The organism is Psychrobacter sp. FME6, from assembly GCF_014861365.1.
Classification (GTDB): Bacteria; Pseudomonadota; Gammaproteobacteria; order Pseudomonadales; family Moraxellaceae; genus Psychrobacter.
Genome location: NZ_RRYW01000002.1, coordinates 1 through 22,717, shown reverse-complemented (window position 1 = coordinate 22,717; position 22,717 = coordinate 1). Strand labels below are relative to the sequence as shown.

General features: G+C 44.1%; 12 protein-coding genes. 5 read left to right on the top strand and 7 right to left on the bottom strand.

Translation table 11 applies throughout. The features are described 5' to 3' along the window. Positions 1-30 precede the first annotated feature (30 nt). From proB to EI162_RS00420, 5 genes are all read right to left on the bottom strand, one after another. Positions 31-1,203, bottom strand: coding sequence for a glutamate 5-kinase (gene proB, locus EI162_RS00440; RefSeq protein WP_192522465.1), 1,173 nt, complete (start codon positions 1,201-1,203; stop codon positions 31-33). 70 nt (positions 1,204-1,273) lie between these two features. Next, complete coding sequence (gene cgtA / locus EI162_RS00435; RefSeq protein WP_192522464.1) at positions 1,274-2,497, bottom strand: Obg family GTPase CgtA; 1,224 nt, start codon at positions 2,495-2,497, stop codon at positions 1,274-1,276. 331 nt (positions 2,498-2,828) lie between these two features. Beyond that, on the bottom strand, positions 2,829-4,274 hold the full coding sequence (locus tag EI162_RS00430) for a glyceraldehyde-3-phosphate dehydrogenase (protein ID WP_192522463.1): 1,446 nt from the start codon (positions 4,272-4,274) through the stop codon (positions 2,829-2,831). Between the two features lie 354 nt (positions 4,275-4,628). Beyond that, entirely contained in the window at positions 4,629-5,822 is a 1,194-nt protein-coding gene (locus EI162_RS00425; protein WP_192522462.1) for a lipocalin family protein, read from the bottom strand. 452 nt (positions 5,823-6,274) lie between these two features. After that, a complete protein-coding gene (locus tag EI162_RS00420; RefSeq protein ID WP_192522461.1) occupies positions 6,275-7,423 on the bottom strand; it encodes an NUDIX domain-containing protein in 1,149 nt (382 codons plus the stop codon). A gap of 285 nt (positions 7,424-7,708) precedes the next feature. Between EI162_RS00420 and hemP the strand changes: the two genes are divergently transcribed. Then, positions 7,709-7,867: a hemin uptake protein HemP gene (gene hemP, locus EI162_RS00415; protein WP_227672156.1), complete on the top strand. Its 159-nt coding sequence runs from the start codon at positions 7,709-7,711 to the stop codon at positions 7,865-7,867. Between the two features lie 93 nt (positions 7,868-7,960). On the opposite strand, the gene EI162_RS00410 is transcribed toward hemP, so the two are convergent. Together EI162_RS00410 and EI162_RS00405 are read right to left on the bottom strand one after the other, a co-directional pair. Next, a complete protein-coding gene (locus EI162_RS00410) occupies positions 7,961-12,955 on the bottom strand; it encodes a translocation/assembly module TamB domain-containing protein (RefSeq protein WP_192522460.1) in 4,995 nt (1,664 codons plus the stop codon). Positions 12,956-13,079: 124 nt separating this feature from the next. Next, complete coding sequence (locus tag EI162_RS00405; RefSeq protein WP_192522459.1) at positions 13,080-16,697, bottom strand: BamA/TamA family outer membrane protein; 3,618 nt, start codon at positions 16,695-16,697, stop codon at positions 13,080-13,082. 502 nt (positions 16,698-17,199) lie between these two features. On the opposite strand from EI162_RS00405, the gene EI162_RS00400 reads away from it, so the two are divergent. From EI162_RS00400 to EI162_RS00385, 4 genes are all read left to right on the top strand, one after another. Beyond that, the gene (locus EI162_RS00400) at positions 17,200-18,531 is read left to right on the top strand and encodes an MFS transporter (protein ID WP_192522458.1); all 1,332 of its coding nucleotides are present in this window, start codon (positions 17,200-17,202) and stop codon (positions 18,529-18,531) included. Positions 18,532-18,708: 177 nt separating this feature from the next. Continuing rightward, positions 18,709-19,347 (top strand): 2-polyprenyl-3-methyl-6-methoxy-1,4-benzoquinone monooxygenase, encoded by a 639-nt coding sequence (gene coq7, locus EI162_RS00395; protein ID WP_225735205.1) that lies wholly within the window; start codon positions 18,709-18,711, stop codon positions 19,345-19,347. A 188-nt stretch (positions 19,348-19,535) separates the two neighbouring features. Beyond that, the gene (locus EI162_RS00390) at positions 19,536-20,687 is read left to right on the top strand and encodes a tetratricopeptide repeat protein (RefSeq protein ID WP_192522456.1); all 1,152 of its coding nucleotides are present in this window, start codon (positions 19,536-19,538) and stop codon (positions 20,685-20,687) included. Between the two features lie 243 nt (positions 20,688-20,930). Then, positions 20,931-22,682 carry an esterase/lipase family protein gene (locus tag EI162_RS00385; protein ID WP_225736874.1) on the top strand — a complete coding sequence of 584 codons (1,752 nt, stop codon included), beginning with the start codon at positions 20,931-20,933 and terminating at the stop codon, positions 22,680-22,682. Positions 22,683-22,717 lie beyond the last annotated feature (35 nt).

Here is a 22,717-nt window from a genome sequence, read left to right as displayed (position 1 = left end):
ATGGGCTAAAAATGAGGACACACCCTAGTATTATACCGTTAACGCTAAATTATCTCGGTGTACCATGACCACACGCTCTTCATTACTGCCAAGGATTTTATCGAACTGCTCGGTACGCTCACGCGCAACGCGCGACGCATCACGAGAGGAGAAATTAACCTGACCGACCGCTAAACGCTCACCCGTATCTTGATGAATAATTTCTACCACATCACCTTCATCAAAATTACCGCGTACATCTACTACGCCGACTGGTAACAAGCTTTTGTTGTGTTCAGCCACCGCTTTAGCAGCCCCTGCATCCACAATAAGCGCGCCTTCCATGCGCAGATGCGCAGCGATCCACTGTTTGCGGGCGATTATTTTGTCTTCATCATTGGTTGTGAGCAACGTCCCGACCGCTTCACCTGATACCACACGAGTGATGACATCTTCGATAGCACCACTGACGATGACTGTTGGACAGCCGCCCATAGCAGCGAGGCGACCAGCACGGATTTTGGTCAGCATACCGCCGCGACCAAGCTTACCGCCGTCGCCTGCAATATCAAATAAATAGTCTTCCATCGCCCGTTCTTGACGAATCATTTTGGCATTAGGGTCGTTGCGAGGGTCCCCTGTAAACACACCTTCTTGATCGGTTAAGATAATGTATAAGTCAGCATTAACCATCGCTGCTACCATCGCGCCTAAGGTGTCATTGTCGCCAAACTTAATCTCATCGATAGTGATGGTGTCATTTTCATTAATCACTGGCAGTACATGCCATTCTAACAGCTGAGTTAACGCACTGGTGGTATTCAAGTAACGGCTGCGGTTAGATAAGTCGTCATGGGTGAGTAACAACTGCGAGCTTTGAATACCGTGCTGAATAAGTGCTGACCACCACGTCTCAATCAAGCCCATCTGGCCGATAGAGGCACAAGCCTGTAGAGCAGCCAACTTCTTCGGTCGCTCATCTAAGTTCATACGTACCACGCCTTCAGCGACTGAACCGGAGGATACTAATAGTACTTCAACCCCTTGCTTATGCAGCTCTGCAATCTGTTTTGCCCACCCATAAATGGCAGTTCGATCCAGCCCTCGGCCGTTATTGGTTAGTAACGATGAGCCAATCTTGACAATAACGCGCTGAATATCAAAGTTACGAGTTTGCTTAACAAACCTTGCTTCTTCTGTCGTGTTCTCTATGTCAACTGCCATATAAACTCCTGTTGCTAATGTAAATTGATTAAGGGGATTAATTTAAAAATACGCACAAGCATCTATCAACTTAAGGGACGTAAACCACTTCAACGCCATCTTCATCATCATCACGATCATCATCTAGACTGGCGTCGTCGGTTAAGTCTAACCCTTCGCGTTGTGCTTTGCGAGCCGCACGATAGGCTTCACGCTGTGCTTCAGTATTAAGACGCACTTCTGCTTCTAAACGTTCAAAGCGTTCTTGTTGTGCTTCAGCGAAAATAGGATCTTCTAATTCACGTTCGCGTTCAAGTTCAATTTCGTTCATCAAATGATATTTGACCGCGTCGACGCCTTCGCCTGTCAGGGTTGCGGTGCGAAAGACAATACCTGTCCAGCCAAGTTCCGCGACAATATGGGTACAAAGTGCATTCAAATCTTCGTCAGCGACCTGATCGATTTTATTTAATACTAAAATCTGTGGCAAGTTGGCCAACTCAGGTGAAAAACGCTCAAGCTCATTTAAAATAACGCGGGCATTTTCTACTGGATCGCTGCCATCGACAGGTTTTACATCGACTAAGTGTAACAGACGGCGAGTACGAGCGACATGCTTTAAGAAGCGAATGCCCAGTCCAGCCCCTTCTGATGCGCCTTCAATTAGTCCAGGAATATCAGCCATAACAAATGAGCGATGGCGACCGATATCGACCACTCCTAAATTAGGTACTAGGGTAGTAAATGGATAGTCGGCAACTTTTGGCTTAGCCGCAGAAACTTGGCGGATAAAGGTAGATTTACCCGCATTTGGCAAACCAACCAAACCCACGTCAGCTACTACTTTTAGCTCAAACTTAAGAATCTTTATTTCACCTTCAAACCCTGATGTGGCTTTGCGTGGTGCCTGATTGGTAGAGCTTTTAAAGTGAGTGTTACCCAGACCACCATCACCACCTTTGGCAATCAGTAATGTCTGATCAATCTCAATCAAATCACCCAAGACTTCATCTGTTTCAGTATCAACCACGGTCGTACCAATAGGTACCGATAAGTAAATATCATCAGAGGCTTTACCTGAACAGTTCTTACTATGACCGTTCTCACCGCGCATCGCGTCATAGCGGCGCGTATAGCGATAGTCAACTAAGGTGTTGGTGTTATCATCTGCAATGACGTACACATCACCGCCACTACCACCATCACCACCATCGGGGCCACCGCGCGGGACGTACTTTTCTCGGCGAAAACTGGCGATTCCGTTACCACCGTCACCTGCTTTTACCGTTACGACGGCTTCATCAATAAATCGCATTTCTTACGTTCCTTTATTTACACTCTGGTTTATAAGCCATAATTGAGATCATCGACCGCGTTTTAAGCCTATAGTTATCTTTTAAATAGCTATCTTTTAAAAATCTTAAAGATTTATCTCTATATTTTATTGCATCATTGCTTTCATGATGACAATAACACCCGATAACCAATCGGACTATCGGGTGCTGTCTATCCTAACTTTAAACTGTATTACTTTCAAAATCACATTTATCTATAAATGCTGTAACTGACCTTTAAGAATTGGCTCTTAAGAAATAACTCTTTTCATAAGAGTACGGTTAAAAAGTCGATACGGCTTTATAGAAGTTTTAAGCTGGAATCTGAGTATAACTGATACCGGCCATTTGCGTCGCCAAACGCAATACTTGTGTACTATAGCCTACTTCGTTGTCATACCAAATATAAACAATAGCATGATTATCAGTCAAAATAGTGGCTTGTGCGTCTACGATACCCACATGAGTGTCGCCGACAAAATCGGTTGATACCGCTTCTGTAGAATCGGTATATGCAATTTGTGTTTGCCACTGGCTGCTATTAGAAATTTTACGCATAAAATCATTTAGCGCGTCGGCACTGTCTGGGGCTGTTTTCAGATTCAAATTCAAAATCGCCAAGCTAACGTTTGGCGTTGGCACACGAATAGCATTACCCGTCAACTTACCGCTAAGCTCTGGTAGTGCTTTACCCACTGCTTTTGCCGCACCAGTACTAGTAATGACCATATTCAATACGGCACTACGACCACGGCGATCGGCTTTATGGTAGTTATCAATGAGGTTTTGATCATTGGTAAACGAGTGAATCGTTTCGACGTGACCGTTTTCGATACCGTACTCGTCATTTAATACTTTAAGCGTTGGGGTAATCGCGTTGGTAGTACAGCTCGCTGCACTAACGATCGTATCATCACCAACCGTATCGTTATTCACACCATACACGACGTTTTTGATATCGCCGCCAGCAGGTGCGGTTAATAGTACTTTTTTCACACCAGTAGATTGCAAATGCTTACCAAGGCCCGCTTCGTCTTTCCAGATACCCGTATTATCCACCACGAGTGCATCGTTAATACCATAAGCGCTATAATCGATATCGCTTGGATCGTTGGCATAGATAACTTGCACAAAACGACCGTTAATAATTAAACCATTGTTTTTATCATCAACAACTACGCCACCGGCGAAGCTGCCATGAATCGAATCACGCTCTAGCAATGAGGCACGTTTGGCTAAATCGCCTGCGGCAGCTGGACGTACGACGATGGCCTTTAATTGTAAGCCTTTCGAGCTTGAGGCTTGCGACAGCAACAGACGCGTTAAGATACGACCAATACGGCCAAATCCGTATAGCACTACATCTGTGGCACCATTGATAGACGCTTTAGTATTATCGATAGATTGTAATGCTGCTTGAATATCACTGTCATTGGCGATCAGCTGGCCCACATCGATACGAGTGGCTTGAAGGTCTTTGTTTTCTGCCAAAACTTTGACCATCGCTAGCGTATCAGCGATATCGATAGATTTTGCGCCTTGCTCACGTAGTGCTACTTTTTGATGCAATGCCAATATTTGACCAACAGAGGTGGTATCTAGCATGTCACCGAATAAAGTCACTTGCACGTCTTGCTCATTATAGAGCTTGTTCAATAGACCCATTAGCTCAATCGCTTGTTGCTCTTGATTGTTATAATTGCTCAAGTGGTCTTGATGTAATTGGCGTAAGGTATCAGCGTTGCTCACGAGAAACATCCTTATGGTCAGTAATGTATGATCAGTAAAGTATAAAGAGAGTTAAATTAGATAGGTATATGTGGTCTAAGCAGTCACTCTAGTGTGCCAACCAGACACTAACGGTGCTGGTTATTCGCAATAGAGTATTTAGATCGTCTAGATTTTAGCTTAAAACGGCCTATTTTGCTAGTGATAACCGAACTGCTAATACTTATATGGGATTTAATGGCAATATACCAGTGATTGTAAAAAACATCAGTGATGATAAAAAGTGATGATAAAAAATAAAGGCAGCCAATGATGCTGCCATCTTATTTATGCATTTCCACTTTATGCATATCCACATTAAAAATAAGTATTAAGCATCAATCATTAAGGAATCAGACTGACCGTTTGATTGGTTTGCGGGGTTAACTTAAATTCTTTTAATTCATAGCCTTGCTGCTGTGCAACTTGACGATATTTGGCATAAGTTTTTTGACTGATATTTGGCGAGCGCGACAATAACCATAGATAGTCTTTATCCGGCGTCCCTACCAAAGCAGTTTTGTAATCAGGGTCGCGTGCCAATACCCAATAGTCGGCGCGACCGACTGGTATCCAGCGAATCCATGACGGCAAAAACGTGACTTTCAGCTTACTACCGGTGTCGTCAGCTGGCTTCGCTAAACCCTCAGCAACAATACCAGAACCGTCTTTATCTGCACACTTATTGGTAACGATAATACCTGAGCCATCCGTTTTTTCGGTGTAATTAGCCGTGACGTCACTGGCGCAGTTACGCTGAAAATACATCGGTAAGCGACCTATCTCATACCACGTACCAGCGTATTTTTTGAGATCAACACTATCAACTGTGGTTGGCGTATTTGCAGACTTATGAATAATAGTGCTAGGGTCAACAGACAGCGTTTCTACTGTGGTGGTATTATTAGTAGGGGCAGCCGTTGGTTGAACGGGTGGCGTTGCCGCGTAAGCTGAAAATGCGGCTAACGGTATAATAATCGCTAAGGCAATACCCGTATGCTTGATAAGGCCATTCATAAATACGCGTTCCGGTATCTCTTTATATGATGAGAGGGTGTTTTGTTCAGAATCCTGTTTTTCAAAGGCCTCTTTTTCAGTGCCATGCTTTTGAGTGCTGTGTTTTAAAGCGTCTGTCTGATCATTCAAAAACTCTGACATTAGCGGTTGGTTTTTGACAGGTTTCTGTGGTTTTTTATACCCACCCGCACTGCTATCGTTTGTGTCATCAAAGCCATTTATATCGCTATACTTCAAGTCGTCATTTTCTGCATTATCATGATCAATCATAGCAGACTCTTTTATTTTCACAGGACTTTTAGCGGCGCTTTTGTAGCCAAAGCAACTGTCTTGCAAGGAGATGTTTTTTGAGCATTCATCGTTCGAGCTTTCATGGTTGTAGCTAGCATCGTTGCTAGCATAGCTTGTCTGCGGCTTACTATCATTTGGATAATAGCTGCTCGACTGGCTGGTCCGCATAGGTTGAGAACCAGCTTCCTGTGAATCAGACCATGCTGATTGAGGTAACTTATTGGTTTTCATAGGAATACCATTGTTAATAGTGTTGTTAAAATTTATTATACATGCCTTCAATATGATTCAACTTTCTATGCATTATCAATTTTAAAATCAATTCAAAACCACACTTTCAATATGAAAGCTAATGCGACGAAAAATTAAATTTTATCTAATAGAGCAGCTTTCTCTTTTTACAAGGTTTTTACAAGCAATTCACTTATAAAAAGCAGAGTAGATACTCTTTAATTCGATAATATATATTAAGGGCAACTCGACTATTAAAACAGTGTCGCAATGTAGGAAAACGCAACGGTTTGTAAGTAACTATGTGTCTATACTTGAGAACAAACACATAGTTACTGTTTGGATAAATAGATTTAAAATCAATTGTTTGTCATAAAAAAACTCGATAAACAACTATTATAATATAGGTTTTGTAAGAACTTTTAGCGGCGGTTATATGCTGGCTTTTATCCTTATAAAAACTGACGAATACCAGCAATACTAACTCCACCATATTGTAAAGCTTGGTCAATCATCATGGGTGACAATCCACCCAAACCGATAATCGGCATGTCAGCCAATTGCGCCAGCGCTGACCATGATTCCCAACCAAGCGGCGTAGCATCAGGATGTGTTTGAGTGGCTAAAACAGGCGATAAAAAAGCACCAATGACTGGTGGTAGCTGTTGTTGTAGCCGAGTATTGGCCAGTTGATTGGCAGCATCAATGCTAGTGGCGTCATGACAACTGACTATCAACGGAAAATCTTGTGATAGCAGTGGGCTGGATACAAACTCATCGTTATTATTAAAGCATTGCATCAATGCCTGATGAGTCAGATGGTGGGCGACGATTCGGTCAGTGATTTGATTGATGGGTTGGCTATTAACCGCCATCTCTTGAGCCACTGGCAATGCCTTAACATCTAAAGGCTGACTGTCAACAGCACAGGGTACAATCACATGGATATCTGGTCGTGCCTCTATTAATCGTGCAGCGATACTATCGGCACAAGTTTCTTTGACTCGAATATATAACCAAGATTCTGGCGCTACATTCTGTTGATGATATTGTAGCCATGCCAATTCTGGATTAGGATGCGCGTTGAAATGTGCTAACGGATAGGTAATCGCTATCTGTGTAGGCAAAGCCAACCATTTAAGAATCGTCTTGTTGGCAGCCGGCAGAGAATACTGCCCTGCTAATAACTCATCCTTATTTACCCATGTCAGCGCCTGCCCTTCTAAACCATGCTGGCAATACTTATATTTCTCGTATTGCAGCGTTGTCAGCTCTGTTATATATACCTGTAAGCTGACCTGCTTGTCACCATAATCATGATGCAGACGCCCAAGCTTGACGATCGTATTGCCACTGATTGCCATCCCTGTCTCTTCCGCGACTTCTCGTATCAATGCCTGCTCTGCACTTTCATTGGCATCTATTTTGCCGCCTACAAACTCATAGCGATTGCCTTGATGCTGCGCCGCGTTGCGAAAACCAAGCAAATACTGCTCTTTATAATGAATAACTGCCACCGCAACATTGACGATGGTTGCTTTTTCATTTGTGGCTTGGTTTTCAGCTTGTTTTTTGGCGGGATTGACTGACTGGCTTGACATGAGATTGTCCTTTATTATTTTTTAACTTAGGTATTAAAGCATGCTGAATGTTTCTAGGACATAGAGCATGTCCTCAATCTGAACGAAAGCAACTAAATGAAGACACGCCCTAATATATTTACTTTATAACGCCTGCTTTAGTTAAATTTACATAATGACTGCAATTCATTTTATTAATTAGCTTGCAAAAGCACTTAATCTAAATGATAATTATTATCGTTAATAGCTTGTTTGCTGTCACTCTTTACTGTTTAATTATTTCATCAAAAGGAATTTATTATGAGCATGGTTATCTCCCGTTATTTGAACTGCCGTGAAAACCGTCTGCCTACTCTACAATCACAGCATCTTTTTGCACTAACCAAAGAGGTACGTATCGAGCATGAAGGCGAAGAATACCGTCTACGCCTAACGCGCAACAACCGCTTAATTTTGACCAAATAAATTAAAATTAAGAACCGTCCTATCTATAAAAAAACGCCTTCATTACAAGGCGTTTTTTATGGGATTGACTAGGGGCTGTATAGAATTCATCTACTAGAACTGCCAACTGTAGACCACATCCACGGCATTCTCTGCCGCTGAGGTTGCTTCGACATAGATACGGCGTGTCAGCTGATAACGAATCGACAAGCTGTTTTGAGCATTGAACACCCCTACGCCGTAGCGAATATACAAGTCAGGGGTCACATAACCTGTGACATTGACATTGGTGTCTTCGCTGCTACCTGAGGCATCAACGGTGAGGCTTTGCAAACCGAAAGCTTGACCAATTTGATTGGTTAGGCTGCGGGTTCCACTAAGCCCAAAGCTCAGTCCTGCTGCTGCTAAGTTATTGGTGACTTGTGATTTAAACCCTTGCTCACTGATTTGCGTGGCGCCCTTATTATTGATTCGACCTGTCACCAAGGCATTCATCGCTTGCTGCTGGGTCAATCCAGCATTATTAAAGACGATAATATTTGGATTTTCAGTACTGCCTTTGACACGTAGGCCCACTGTTTTGCCATCAATAGTTTTGACCGCCTCAATACTCAGGTTAGGTTTCATCACGTCGCCATTAAAGCGTACTTGACCATAGTTCAGCTCTAAACTCTGTCCAAAAGCGTTGACGTTGGTACGACGCGATACTTGCACCACCCCTTTAGCGCGCATAATACCAGTGCCATTTTGATTGATATTGATCGCACCCGCCAGAGGAATAACCGCACCAAACCCTCGGAAATTAATATCGTCACCCAAGTCTACACCGACATCTGCGTTGATCGACCAAGGTTTTGAGATAGCCAATACCTCATCGATATTACCAATGAGGCGACGATCAAGGACGACCGCATCTTCGGTTTGGGTAATGATATCTTCACTGGCTTCTGGTGGACGGATGGTCGCTGATGGCACACTGACAGCACCTTTAATATCGACATAACGGTCACCTGGGCGCACAATAATGTCAATATCAGGATTCACTTCAGCCACTAGTAATGGCGGTTGGGTGATGACCAAGCGCTCGCCAATAACGCTGAGTTTGGCTTGTAGCTTTTGTTGCCAGTTGACCGAACCAACCAATTTACCCGTCCCCGTACCACTATTGAATGTCCCATCAATAGTCGCTTGCGTACCTCGGATTTTGGCTTCAGTATTAACATTGGTTAGATTTACGGGCAAGTCAAGCATAGCGATACGACCGTCAGCGAGCTTTACATCACCATAAAACTGCGGCTTGTCCAAGGTGCCACCCAGTCCACCTGCCATCGTGACGTTACCTTCTAATACGCGCATACCTGGGAAGAAAGGCTTAAATATCGCTAGATTCAGCTCATTTAGTACCAACGCGCCCGAAATAGGCTTAGGTGCTTTGTAGGGATCAACGACAACTTCAGCATAACCACGAGCGCCGCGACCAGTATTAATATCTGAGCGTAACTTGATACCTTCAGGGACTGATAAAGCGATGAGCGAGATACGCTTATACGGCAGCGTGACTGGCGCACTATCCCCTTCTTGGATTAAGCCAATTTTACCATTATCCGAATATAGCGTGGTGTTAATGGTCGGTGGACGCCCACGTTGCCAGCCGACAATAGCTTTACCATTAATCTTGCCATGCCAATCGATGTCTTTGGGTAAAAACACTGAAAACAATGAAGTATCTATATTTTGTAAAGCGATATTGACGTCACCTTTATCTGGTGATGCGACCAAGTTTTCACGTAAGCACAGTTTGCCAGTTTGGTCGGTCGCCTGCCAACAATGCGCTGCCAATTGTACTTTTAAATCGTTACTATTGCCATTTTGCTCATTAGGTAAATTCACAATTAATTGCGCTGGCTGTAATTGATTCAAGGTAGCGTATTTAGATTTGATGCGCCCCTTACCAATCACACCTGACCAACTAAGCTTATCTCGATCGAAACCGCCTTTTAGACGTGCCGCAATATCGAGCTGCTCATTGGCGACGTCAAGGTTGACCACATGCGCCTGTTCAGTACCATTAAACGAGGCTTTGATATTCTTGAATGTCTGCCCAGCGGCATCTAAGCCTTCAGCCGTAACGATAAGCTGACTGGGGCTATTTGCCAAATTAACCAGCTTGCCGCGCACTCGACCTTGGCGCAAAATAAAGCCTGGCAGCGCAATACGCTCACCGACCAAATCGATATAAATAGTGGGTAACGCTTGACCTGCTGGCTGTGATAACGTCGCACCGCCAGAGACTTTACCAGCGAGCTTATCTGATAGCTGATCTAGACTGGTAAGATTTATTTTGGTTTGTAATTGCTTGGCGTTACCATTAGCCGTGAGGTAATTATCACCCCAGCGTAGTACTAAATTATCAGCATCTAAGCTATCGATTAAGGCATTGACTTGTTGGTATTGCGCTTGAGCATCTTGCGTTTGTAGACGTTGAAAGTAACTTGCCAAGTCTTTTGGCAGACGCATTTTTGCCGCCAAGCTGCCTTTTGCACTCAGTGGCTTGCCTTTTAACATACCGCTTAAGTCAATTTTTTTGATATTAACAATTTGCTGCGAGTCGCTCCAGCGCCCATCAGTATTGAGTGTTCCGGTGATGAGACTTGGGGTGTCTTTTAGAAAATATCCAACGTTAAAGCGATCCATCACCGCATCAATATCCCAAGCGATACCTTGGCGGACATCGACGGTGCCTTTGGCATCGATACTGCCCGCCGCACCTACATGACGTAAGCGCTTGATACGAATCAGCTGGGCATCACCACTGGCATTAATAGTCAGCTTACCTGCTGGCAATTGCTCAGCATCTAATACGCCATCGAAGTTTACGGCAAAGTTTTTAAGCTGACCTTTCGCATTGGTGTTATTTTTAGGTGCGCTCTGCCATGCACCACTGGTTTTCAGATCACCAGTAATAATCGCTGGATTATTGGGTAAGAAATAACCTAGATTAAATTTATCAAAACGACCCTCTACCGTCCAGCCGATATTTTTACGCAAATCGATAACACCTTTCGCATTCACTGCGCCGGCTTCACCGTTATAATTTAATTTTCGAATACTGATAAGCTTTGGCGTACCAGCAGCATCGATAGCTAGCTGTCCTTTTGGCACATCAGCAGTATCGACTTGCCCATCAAAGCGCGCATCGAACACCGATAGCTCACCACCAACGATATCAACACTGGCATCGCCGCCACCGGTCAAACCGATCTTACGACCATCCTGCGAGGCATCAAGTTGTGCCTGCAAGTCAGTATTATTCAAGGTAATAATATGGCGCTGACCACTGATGCCGCCTTTATTGATATTTAGCAAACGCCCGCGCGCGCTGACACTTCCTGTCAAACGCTCAAGCGGTAAGTCACTGCGATACTGTTTGGGTAGTAAGCCATTGGTACGAGCGTCAACCTGCCATGTTAAAGGACGCTTGTTACTCGCCAGTTGAATCTGCCCAGTACCCGATAAATCACCCACTATCCCATTATAATCAAGGCGGTTAATACCAATGACATCACCTGCTTTGCGCACGCGCACATCATAGTTGCCTTTGGGTGCGGCATTGAGCTCATTAATCACTGCATTGGCATCAACGGACAATCGTGACCCACGAACGATGACATCTGCCTGCCCACTCGGGCTATCGATATTACCAATATTAGGGACATCGCGGCGGATAAGATTTTGCCATTTTGCATCAATATACCAAGGTGCCACCTGTTTAGACTTCGCTGATGTTTTACCTTGAGCAATGTTAGCATTGATATGCTCGCCATCACGCTGGCGCAAATCCGCATCAATCTCTGTATTACCAGCAAGATTTTGCTGCTGATAATGTACTGACAGTCGACCATTTAACTTTTGCGGGGCATAGGCTTTAAAATCGGCGTACTCATCAGGAATAGCTCGGCGAACATCAAAATTGCTGCCTGTCGCTCGTACTTTTGCATCAAAGCTGTCTTTCCAATCTAAAATACCTTGCAGTACCAAGTTTCCAGCTGGAACTTGTGCATCTAAGCGATCAACGCGCAACTGGCTGTTGGCAATGATAGCGCGGCCTTGATAATGACCTGACGGAATGTCTTTGGCTGTCAGCTCGGTGTTGATACGCAGACGTATCTCAGAGATGACACCAGTGGCGGTCGCGGTACCACTTTTTAGACGAATATCTTGACTGTCGGCATAAGGAATAAGGATGTCATCCCATTGCAACTTTGCCCTAAATGGTGCATCGTCATCCAATCCTTGCACCACAAAATCACCGCTGACATCGCTGTCGTTATAACGACTACGCACCTTGCCGACGGTGCGTTTTAGCGTACCTTTTGCGGTAATATTCAGTGGGTCAACGTAGGCTTTTTCTAGTGCGCTAACTTCTACAATGGCGCTCAGATCCAGCGGATAATCGCCTTGTAAGTCAATCTTACCCTTTAAGGCGTTGATCTTGACGATATCGGCATACTGTAAATTACCGCGACCCACCGTGACTTCAGTACCCACCCATGCCAAATCACGGGCAACAATATCATGGACAACGACAGGTTCTTTAGTCACTTGCTTATAAGTGATATTTTTGATTTTGGCTTGATCGAAACGCAAGTTGACGGGTAGTTGTAGCGTTTTATAATCGAACGGCTCACCTGTCGGTGGCGCATTATTGATAATCTCGATGGTTTGTATATCGGCATCACGCAAATGCACTGTTTTAGCAAATACGGCGCGCCAGCCTATCTTGACGTAGGCTTTATCGACCAATATTTCAAGATCTTCGGTCGCTTTGATGTCGATATCAGACACCCAAATACCGTCACGCAAGTTACCGCGCCCGTATTTGAAGTCGATACCCGTCTCGACACTAATTTTCTCTAGGATAAACTTGGTGCCTGATTCTGTCCCAGCCGCATACAAAAATATGGCGAACATAATCGCCAATACGATGAGAATGAGCACAGACAGTTTGATCAAAAATGACAGCGGATACCAACGTTTGACTGCACGGGCATCGCGTTGTGCTGGATCTTCATCTGATGAGTTATTGGGCGGGGTATTTTTTGTCAGCATGACACTCAACTACGTTAAAGAATGATTACCAGCAATCGGTATGATAAATAATACATGGAACAAATCAAGCGATGGGTCTAATTGGTTACTTTAAGCTATTTATTTAAGTCACTAATTTAAGCAACTATAAAGGCGAGCCAATAAAGAAGTGCAGTCTAACTGGAATACTACTTTCTGTCACACCAGCCGCGACATCGACGCGCACCACCCCTACAGGAGATGCCCAGCGGATACCGACGCCGACGCCGACCTTTGTGTCAGTCTCAAATTTTTTGTCGTAAGCATTACCCACATCGGTGAAGAATGCCCCGCGGAAGCCTGGTTTAAACTCATAGTTATACTCTGCACTACCGACAGCCAGTATTTGCCCGCCGGTTAGATAGCCTTTGTCTATTGGTGATAGGCTCTCATAGTCATAGCCACGGATACTTTGATCACCACCAGCAAAGAAACGTAATTTATAAGGCACTTCATTAAAATCATCCGCCCAAATATAGCCAGTATTTACACTGCCCAGTAATTGATGTTTTTTGTCCTCGCCAAAGCTATAGATACCGCTAACACCTGCGCGAGCGATTGCCAAATCAGTGTCGCTAAGTGCTTTATCAGCCCCTGCTTCGACCGAATAATACTGGCGTATACCGCGAGTTGGGTTGGTCGCACTATCCACGTCTGCCTTATTGAGACCATAGCCAAATAACAGCGCTCGTTGCTTGGGCTTAGAGGAGACAAAGCGAATAGGCAAATCGTCCAAGTCCGCTTTATCAACGCCCGTTTCGAGCTCATCCAACCGATAGCGCATGGAATAAACACGATTCCAACCACTTTCACGGCGAATATTGCGTGCCAGCCCTGCTTTTAGCGTTTTGGTCGACAAGTCGAAGTTACCTTTACCTTGGTCGATCACCTCTTCTTCATAGCTAAGACGGGCATCCAAGGTATCATTGAGAGGATGTTTCCAGGGTCGGCTCGCATAGACGGCCACATTCTTAGTGATTCTGGACACCTCTGTCTCTACGCCCGCTTGATAACCTTTACGATTGAGTAAGTTATAATCTACCTTTGCCGTGGCACGAACACCCGTATCCGTCCCATAACCCAGACCGACTTGAGCATCGCGTGGTTTATCAGAAGATACAAAGACATACAATGGTACTTTTTTACTCTCTGCCACTTGCTGCGGTGTTTTACGTCCTTCGAGCGTCGGTGGCACGAAGTTTTCATCAGAAATTAGAGTCTCTTCATCAGGGAAGATTTTTTGCGCAACATTACTGATTGAGTCGCTAATTTTGCCTAAAACACTATCTGCTTTTTGGTCTTTTTCATCCAATACACGATCGTTTGGCAAGCGACTTAAGCGATCTGCTTTTTGTTTGACAGCTTGCAGTTTATCGAGCGTTTCTTCATCAACCTCAAACTCGATTGCGGCAATGTCAGCGTCATTGACTGACTCTCCACTATCAGCATTGAGACTCTCTTCACTCTCTGCATCGATTTCGCCATCATCGACTTTATTACTGGCATCATCACTAACAACCTCCGAGCCACTTTTATTTTCGATGTCACTTTTACTTTCTTCGATGTCACCATTATCAAGAGTAGCACTATCAAGATTAACATTATCGCTATCATCATCTGGCGTATCATTGTCGTTAGTTGGTGCATTATCAAAAGCCAATGTACTGGCTTCACTGCGCTCATCTGGTGGTAATACTGACTCAACGTTGACCGTATTAAAATAACGAGTCGCTGATAAATCATTACTAAATTTGGTGATGGCTGGGCGATAAAACGGATCCCCTGGTTTAAAATCGAGTAATTGCTGCAACAAAGGCAACTCAACAGGCAGCTTTTCAGGATCTCGAGTTAAGGTGTTGGACTCTCGGTCATAAGTAAAAAAGACAACATCATCAAACTCATAACGATCGCCAGTATTATAGACCAAGGACACATCCGCTATGTTGTCTGGTAAGATGATACCAACAGACTTGTTGAGCCAATATTGGTCAAAATACCCATAAGTACTGCTTAGTGACTCGAGTGCCGCTTTACTGTTTTTATAAGTGCGATGATTGAAGATATCACCTTCTTCTGGGGGCAACTCTTTTTCTAAGGCTACAAATTCTGGTTGCTCACTGCCTGCACCGCGAACTTCGACAACACGGCTGTCCACAAGCACAGGTTCGCCCAATGCTTCAATAACCACATCGATGGTGTCTCTGTTAGGCTGACGCAGACGCAAAGTAACGTCATAATAGCCGACTGCATTGGCAGCATCTAATGCCGTTTGGCGTAGACGTGGTAAGGCCGCGGTAAAGTCAACGACCGATTGAACGGTAGTGTCATCAAGAGCGGCTTTGATATTTTTCATTGGCTGAACATCGTCATCCGCTTTGGTTATTCTAGGCTTACCATCAATGGTGTCTTCAGCAGCGGCTTCTTGCATGTACACTGTCGTTTCTACATGCGGTAATGCCTTAACGCCACCTTTAAACAAACGATTATAAAGGCGCTTGACGATATTGCCTTTATTGCGAGCCAGCGGCTTAGGTTTACTGGCTTGCTCGACACTTTCGCTGACGGGCTGATTGTCTGTCTGATAATCTGGCAAATATTCATCGGGATCTATGACGTTTGACGCCGACTCATCCTGATTGTCTGATGCCTCATTCGCATTCGCTGAAAGATCATCACTACTATCTGTAACGTCATCAACACGCCCACTACTGACGGAGTCGCTGACGTTAACTGGACGAGACGCAACCTCAGACGTTTCGGCCTGTTTGGCTGCTGTTTCGTTCTTACCTAAGGTGTCAAGGTTACTAGGGGTGGGCAAATTGGTGGCATCTAGATCGGTATCTAAACCCATCGGTACGGTTGTACTGCCTAGCGTCGCGATTGGCGCATCAAAGTCACTGTCGTTAATATTATCGTTAACACTACTGTCAATATTGTCGTCAACATTGCCATTGGCACTAATTTCGTTGCCATTAGCGTTGTTGCTATTATTGATAGCATCAAATTCTTCGGCATTCTGTCTATCCAGCTCAGCAAGCTCACGATCAATCTCTTCAGGCGTCATCATCTGATAGCCTTGTTGCTGTATCGCTGTCGCTTGCTGCAACAAATCCTCATTGGTGGTGTCAGGCATATCGGACGGATTGCTATCAGCACCATTCACACTATCTGAATTATCTTTATAATCTGCATCGACATTGGTATCGACACTAGCATCAACATTGGCATTAGGATTTGATTGAGAAGCAGGCGTTTTTTGAGCATTAGAATTTTTAATCCCTAGACTTTCCTCACTATAATCATCCAATACGGACTGGTCGATGAGGCCTTGCTCTACCGCCTTTTTAAGACGCAAGGCATCTAAGGCGATATCAACCTGAGTATCATCCTCCGAAAGTGTGGCTGATTGTTTAGTAGGTGTTTTTTTCGCAGGGGCTCGTTCAGTAGAGGCTTGACTGGCAGATGGCTCATTCACAACGATTTGGTTGCTGATAGTGTCATCTACGACACCTGATTGATTGACGGTGTCAGCCACCGCCGTAGGGGCAATACCAAAACCTACCAAGCTGGTCGCTAGCGCAGTAAAAAGTGTTGAACGCGTGAAATGAGTACGCGGGGCATGACGATGAATATTTTCAGTATTGATACCATCAAAAATATTGACAGTATTATGCTTTTTATTAACCGCTACATCGTGCGCTAGGGTTGTAGGTTGCTGTTTCATGTTGGTTTCCTATCACCTCACGCGGCACACTATTATTGACGATAATGATGGTTAAATCTCACCGGTGAATAAACGTATAGCAGTTGGCTGGGATTAATAATTTACTATCATACTTATGATAACGATGGTCTGTAGGACGAATCACAGCGCCCATTCAAGCGCAATTTCAAATAATGGAATCGTAGCATATACAGACAGTCTTAAGTGCTAGAAAGCGTTTGCCGTCGCCCACACTTTGAGACACAAGCATTTAAAATTTACAAATCATAACTTAGATAATTATGAAATCATAGCGTCGAGCGCATGTATTTTTACCAAAGCCTTGCTATTATACGGCTTAATAATGATAAAACCTATGCTATATTCTATTAAGTTTTTGATACTATTGATAATTATAACAAGCGTTGGCTCAAGAATCATGTCGACCGCTACCTTTACTTTCAAAGCGGCGTTCAGTGTCTCGCTTTAATCTACCAGCTGCGCCCCATCTGTAGGAATTTTCATGGCCAATCAGTTTCAGTTATTTAAGCGCCGCCGTTTTAGCGCCATGTTTTTTACCCAGTTTTTGGGCGCGTTTAATGACAATATTTTTAAACAAGCACTCATTCTAGTTTTGACTTATACCGCTGCCAGTCAGTTGGGTATGGAAGTGAGTATTTTAAATAACTTGGCCGCGATGTTATTTATTTTGCCTTATTTTTTGTTTTCGGCATTGGCAGGTCAGATTGCAGATAAGTTTGAAAAATCAAAACTCACGCGATTGATCAAATTACTTGAGCTGGCCATTATGGTGATTGCGACAGTAGGGTTTGTATTTGAGTGGTATGCCCTATTATTTGTCGCATTATTTCTCATGGGCACACAATCCACCTTTTTTGGACCTATTAAGTATGCCTATTTACCACAAGCGATGAGGGAAGACGAATTGGTTGGTGCTAATGGTTTATTCCAAATGGGCACCTCCTTAGCTATCTTGCTCGGGATGATTATCGCAGGGTTCTTAACCCAGATAACGCAGCCGCTGTATTGGATTAGCGTCACCGTATTAATAGTGGCTGTATTGGGTTATTTTGTCGCACGGTCGATACCCAACATGCCCGCGATGCAGCCCAATTTGAATATTAATTGGAATATTTTTACCACCAGTCTAGCGACTGTACGCTACCTATACTCTCTGCCCTTTTTATTCTTTGTCATCCTTGGCAACAGCTGGTTTTGGTTTTATGGGGCGACGTTTTTGACCCAAACACCAGAGTTCAGTAAGGTAATCTTGTATGGTGATGAGTCGGTGGTCATTTTCTTATTGACCTTGTTTTCTGTTGGTGTGTCGATTGGCTCGTTGTTATGTAAATCGTTGACTAAAAACCAAGTGAGTCTACGCCTGCTGCCTTTTGGTATTGCCGGCTTAAGCATCTTCGCTATCGACTTATACTTTTCGCTTTCAGGGTTGAGTATCAATGTCAGTAGTGACACGCTACTTGGCATCAGCGACCTGTTTGGGATGAGCGGTAGCTGGCGCGTCTTTGCGGACTTGTTCTTTTTGGGCTTTAGTGGCGGTCTATATATCGTGCCGTTATATGCGTCTATGCAGGCCTATGCGCCCAAAAGCCATCGCGCGCGCATTGTTGGTGCCAACAATATTTTTAATGCGATATTTATGGTCACTTCAGCAATTTTTGCCATTGTGATTTTGAATACTTTCGGGCTGACGCTGCCACAGCTATTTTTGGTAACCGGACTGTTAAATATTGTCTTCGGTGCCTTTTTATACATGAAGCTCAACAAACATATCAAAAAAGCGGTTATCCAAACGCATGATGAAATCAGTCAATAATATTCGTGCCGATAATTTGGATTGTTTGCTATAGTGATGTTTGTGAGGCAGTGGCTGTAGTATAGAAACTGCGATTATATTGCCTCACAAACTGAATGATCTTATTTTCTAAACAACCTTATTTTCTAAATAGCTTTTTTTGATTGTCCATAAAGCCATCAGGAGTGAATCATGGCCCTGCGTCCCTTATCCAAAATCGATCAGTTATTACTTGGAGTTGACAAGGCTTTACGAGCTGTCGTACCGCATTCAAACCCCAGTACCCGTCCTTTACCAGTCAGTAACGATGAGATTCCTGAGCTGACCATAACTGAGTCACGCCATGTCGCTGGACTGATGCGTATCAATCATACTGGCGAGGTATGCGCGCAAGGCCTTTATCATGGTCAAGCGTTTGCTGCCAAAGACAACGGCGTCAAGCAAGCCATGCAACAGTCTGCTGAAGAAGAAGTCGATCATCTGGTCTGGTGCGAGACTCGATTAGACGAGCTTGGCAGCCATGCCAGTGTGTTTACCCCGCTATGGTACGGCATGTCTTTTGGTCTTGGCGCGGTAGCTGGCGCTATCTCTAACGAGTTTAGCTTGGGGTTCGTAGCCGAGACGGAAGCCCAAGTCAGCGAGCACCTGCAAGACCATATCACGCAATTGCCCGAACACGATCAGCGCTCAAAAGAAATACTGGCACAAATGGATATTGAAGAATTACACCATCGTGAGCTGGCGCTGGCGAGCGGCGGCGCGGCATTATCACCACCTGTACGTTATACCATGCGCTGGATGGCCAATCGTATGAAAGCCACCGCCTATCATTTGTAACGGTAGATAATGTACTTTGGTCACTTTGTCTATACGATTGGGCGTGATTAATTCTTACTATTAACATTCCTACTACTGATAGCGTTTGGCTTACTTTGCTAAGGTATTAAAAATTTGTACGATTTTGCAGCCACAATACCGCATAATTATCCATCAATAAGTAATGACGAAATAAGGTAACACCTTTTATGAAAGCCACTAACCAATCGACTCTCTCTAGCCATTTATCTACCAAGTCGCCCAAGTTTGCCACGCTAACAGCATTGGCCGCGGCATGTACCATGCTGCTGTCTGCGCCTATAAATGCTGCTGAAACTGATACTACAAAAGAAGATGCCGTCACCACATCTTCTGTCCCTAGTGCCACAGATTCAAGCAAGCGTGTGATTCGCCGTGCTAGCCCTAAAGCTAATACGACGGCCGATACTCAACAAAACGATGCACCGAAAAACGATAAGGATGTTGAACAGACAAATACTCAAAAGAGTGAGTCTCAGAAAAACCGTGCGCAAGAAAGTAATGCTCAACAAAACCGTGCTCCTATGAGTACAGCGCAGCCGCAAACGCTCAATTCAGTCCCATCAACGCCTGAATTTAAAGGAGCGACTCACGTTTATAAACGTGGTCCGATGACGGCGACTGGCGTAGATTTGCGTAGTGGTCAACTGACTAATATCCCAACACCGCAGCTAGAACTATCTGACGTGAGTTTTGTACCGACAACATTGATCCCACAACAAACCGGCGGCAGCATCGATAAGCTAGACGTAAGCCTACTTGATGACTTCATCAAAGAAGTAGCACCTAACGCCCGTCATTATCCGCCAAACTTCCCTAACCGCTCGCAGCGCCACTATACGCGTGAAAAAATCAAAGTATTGGCCGAATGGATTCAACCTTATGCTGAATCGCCAAATGCCTCTTACGATGTACTACTTCGTGCAGCCAAACTGAATGGCATGGGACGTAATCTAGATTTGGGCTCAGACTATACTATACGCGGCGGAAGGTATATTGACCGAGCGATTAAGCTACAATCAGATAGTGGTGAAGCCAACTTTTTATATGGTTTGATGCTATCAGAAGGCGGCGGCTTTAAAGAAGGTCAAAAGTACCTAGACCGTGCCGTGTCTATGGGCTACACCGAAGCCGAGCAAAGCTTGGCTCAGTCAGACTTGTTGAGTGATCGTCGTGATGAAGCTTTGGAGCGTCTGCGTCGCCTCGAAGGTCAGCATCCTGACAATAAAATCATTCCTAAGCAAATCAAAATTGTTGAAGAAGGCAAATTCTATATTTGGGATATCCCTGCGCCTGACATCGATATTAAACCAAGTGCGTAAACGTACCTTATTTACTAGAGCGTGTTCTTATTTTAAAATGGTGATAAAATAGGATAATTCGCAGCATTTAAAACAAAAGCTCTGAGCGTCTTTCTTTTATATGGATATTATTTCAATATAGAAGACAGGCGTTTTTTTGTGCCTGTTAAATAGTTTAATATTAAAAGTTACGCTACACTCTTTCTTTCCAATTGCTGATTCAATCAATCATGGTTTTACGACTATTATTTACTGGACTGACCTATGACTTTCGCTAACCCCATTAAAAGTATGGCGACGCCTGCCAAGAATAACGCTACTTCTATCATTTCCATAGCCTTGATAGCGGCGGTCACGTTATTGCCTGCCTGTAGTACGGTATCGGTGAATAAACAGGCATCAGCGAAAACCATTACGGCACAGCGTGGCAATATCGTCACTAGCAAAAAACTCAGCAGCGACACGGAATCGGCGTTATTATCAGCAGGGCTCAATGAACAAGCCTGTATGCAGCAGTTTGACTTATGCTTGACTCAGCTTACCGACAGTATTTTAAATGAACACTATCGTCCTGCACTGGCTGTTTTCTCAGAGCTTCATTACACCAAGGCTCGCCAGCTTAAAGACTCTGAAGACTGCCGCAATGCCCTTGCCCGACCACCAATTGATCCTTATTATGCCAATGCGCCTTTAGACGATGCTGAAGCCAAAACCCAAGAAGAAAAAAACAACCGTTGTCTCACTGGTTATCAAGAACGGCTGTTTGATGCGATCAAGTACAGTTATACCTATTTGTTTTATGACAGTTTGACCCACGATTTTGAGGGTGCTGACCAAGATAAAAGTCTGAATGCGCAAAACCGTATTCCAAATGACAACGATATTCAGACTCAAGATATCTATAATTCCGCCAATAATGATGTCATTACCCAGTTATACAGATCAGTCAATGGCTCAGGTAAAGTCATGGGTGATACAGACGTAGACTATCTACCAACGACTGCCAGTCATATCGATGACAATAACCTAGCAGCGATTGCCAATCACTCACCACTAAATCCACCACTAAAAGGCAAACTGACTGACCAAGTCAAAGTCAAAGTCATGAAGGTACAAGTTGATGATTATGATCTTGGTATTTATTTGCCCAATGAAAATAGCTATCTGCAAAATGCCCATAAACAAACTTCTGCCCTAGCAGATCTAGTATCTACCTACGATCTACGTCTATCTGGGCTTAACTCAATCAGTAAACGTCCAGGCTTGGGTATCAGTTTAGTGGCTTCATTAGATGATCGTTATACCACCACCATCCGCCAGTTATTGGTATCATCACTTTCAGATAGATTGAATCGTGAAAAAGACAACGACAGTCAGGGTGATAGCGAGCCAAGTTCGCGCATCTATCCTACTGGACACCTGCTGTTAACGGGATTGATTAAACCAAGTGGCGATAGCGTGCTAGATGTACTGAATAATCGCAAGCTCGATGTGCATTTATATAACCCGTACCAAAGCGAGAGCGTCAATATTCTAAATAGCGACTATCCTCTAGCTGCCAATTTCTCCGCAGGTTATGGCTTGTGGCTGTCAGAGAATCAACTGGATGGTGTGGGTTATCTCAATTTAATAACCCGCCAGCCAGATGCCAGTCTACCCAAACTATTTATGCTTGAGCCTTATGATCCCAATAAGCGCGTACTGATTATGTTGCATGGCTTGGCCTCTAGTCCTGCCACTTGGGTAAATTTGACCAACGATATTCTCAACGACGATAAATTGCGCGATAACTATCAAGTTTGGCAGATATTTTATCCAACCAACTTGCCTATTTTAGAAAACCGCTATCAAATTCAACGTTTGATTAATAGCACGTATCAGCAAACGGACCCCAAAGGACAGAATCGTGCCAGCCAAAACAGCGTGATTATCAGCCACAGCATGGGTGCCATCATCGCGCGTATGATGTTGTCCGATGAAAATCTGGTCGACGACCTAGGGCGTGTCATCAATTAAGCCAAACGACACAAGAAACTAAGTGAATGGCACTA

What these genes read in the sequence shown, in the direction of transcription:
- proB (WP_192522465.1), bottom strand. Translation starts at nt 1,203, where the DNA reads ATGGCAGTTGACATAGAGAACACGACAGAAGAAGCAAGGTTTGTTAAG.
- cgtA (WP_192522464.1), bottom strand. Translation starts at nt 2,497, where the DNA reads ATGCGATTTATTGATGAAGCCGTCGTAACGGTAAAAGCAGGTGACGGT.
- EI162_RS00430 (WP_192522463.1), bottom strand. Translation starts at nt 4,274, where the DNA reads ATGTTTCTCGTGAGCAACGCTGATACCTTACGCCAATTACATCAAGAC.
- EI162_RS00425 (WP_192522462.1), bottom strand. Translation starts at nt 5,822, where the DNA reads ATGAAAACCAATAAGTTACCTCAATCAGCATGGTCTGATTCACAGGAA.
- EI162_RS00420 (WP_192522461.1), bottom strand. Translation starts at nt 7,423, where the DNA reads ATGTCAAGCCAGTCAGTCAATCCCGCCAAAAAACAAGCTGAAAACCAA.
- hemP (WP_227672156.1), top strand. Translation starts at nt 7,709, where the DNA reads ATGGTTATCTCCCGTTATTTGAACTGCCGTGAAAACCGTCTGCCTACT.
- EI162_RS00410 (WP_192522460.1), bottom strand. Translation starts at nt 12,955, where the DNA reads ATGCTGACAAAAAATACCCCGCCCAATAACTCATCAGATGAAGATCCA.
- EI162_RS00405 (WP_192522459.1), bottom strand. Translation starts at nt 16,697, where the DNA reads ATGAAACAGCAACCTACAACCCTAGCGCACGATGTAGCGGTTAATAAA.
- EI162_RS00400 (WP_192522458.1), top strand. Translation starts at nt 17,200, where the DNA reads ATGGCCAATCAGTTTCAGTTATTTAAGCGCCGCCGTTTTAGCGCCATG.
- EI162_RS00390 (WP_192522456.1), top strand. Translation starts at nt 19,536, where the DNA reads ATGAAAGCCACTAACCAATCGACTCTCTCTAGCCATTTATCTACCAAG.
- EI162_RS00385 (WP_225736874.1), top strand. Translation starts at nt 20,931, where the DNA reads ATGACTTTCGCTAACCCCATTAAAAGTATGGCGACGCCTGCCAAGAAT.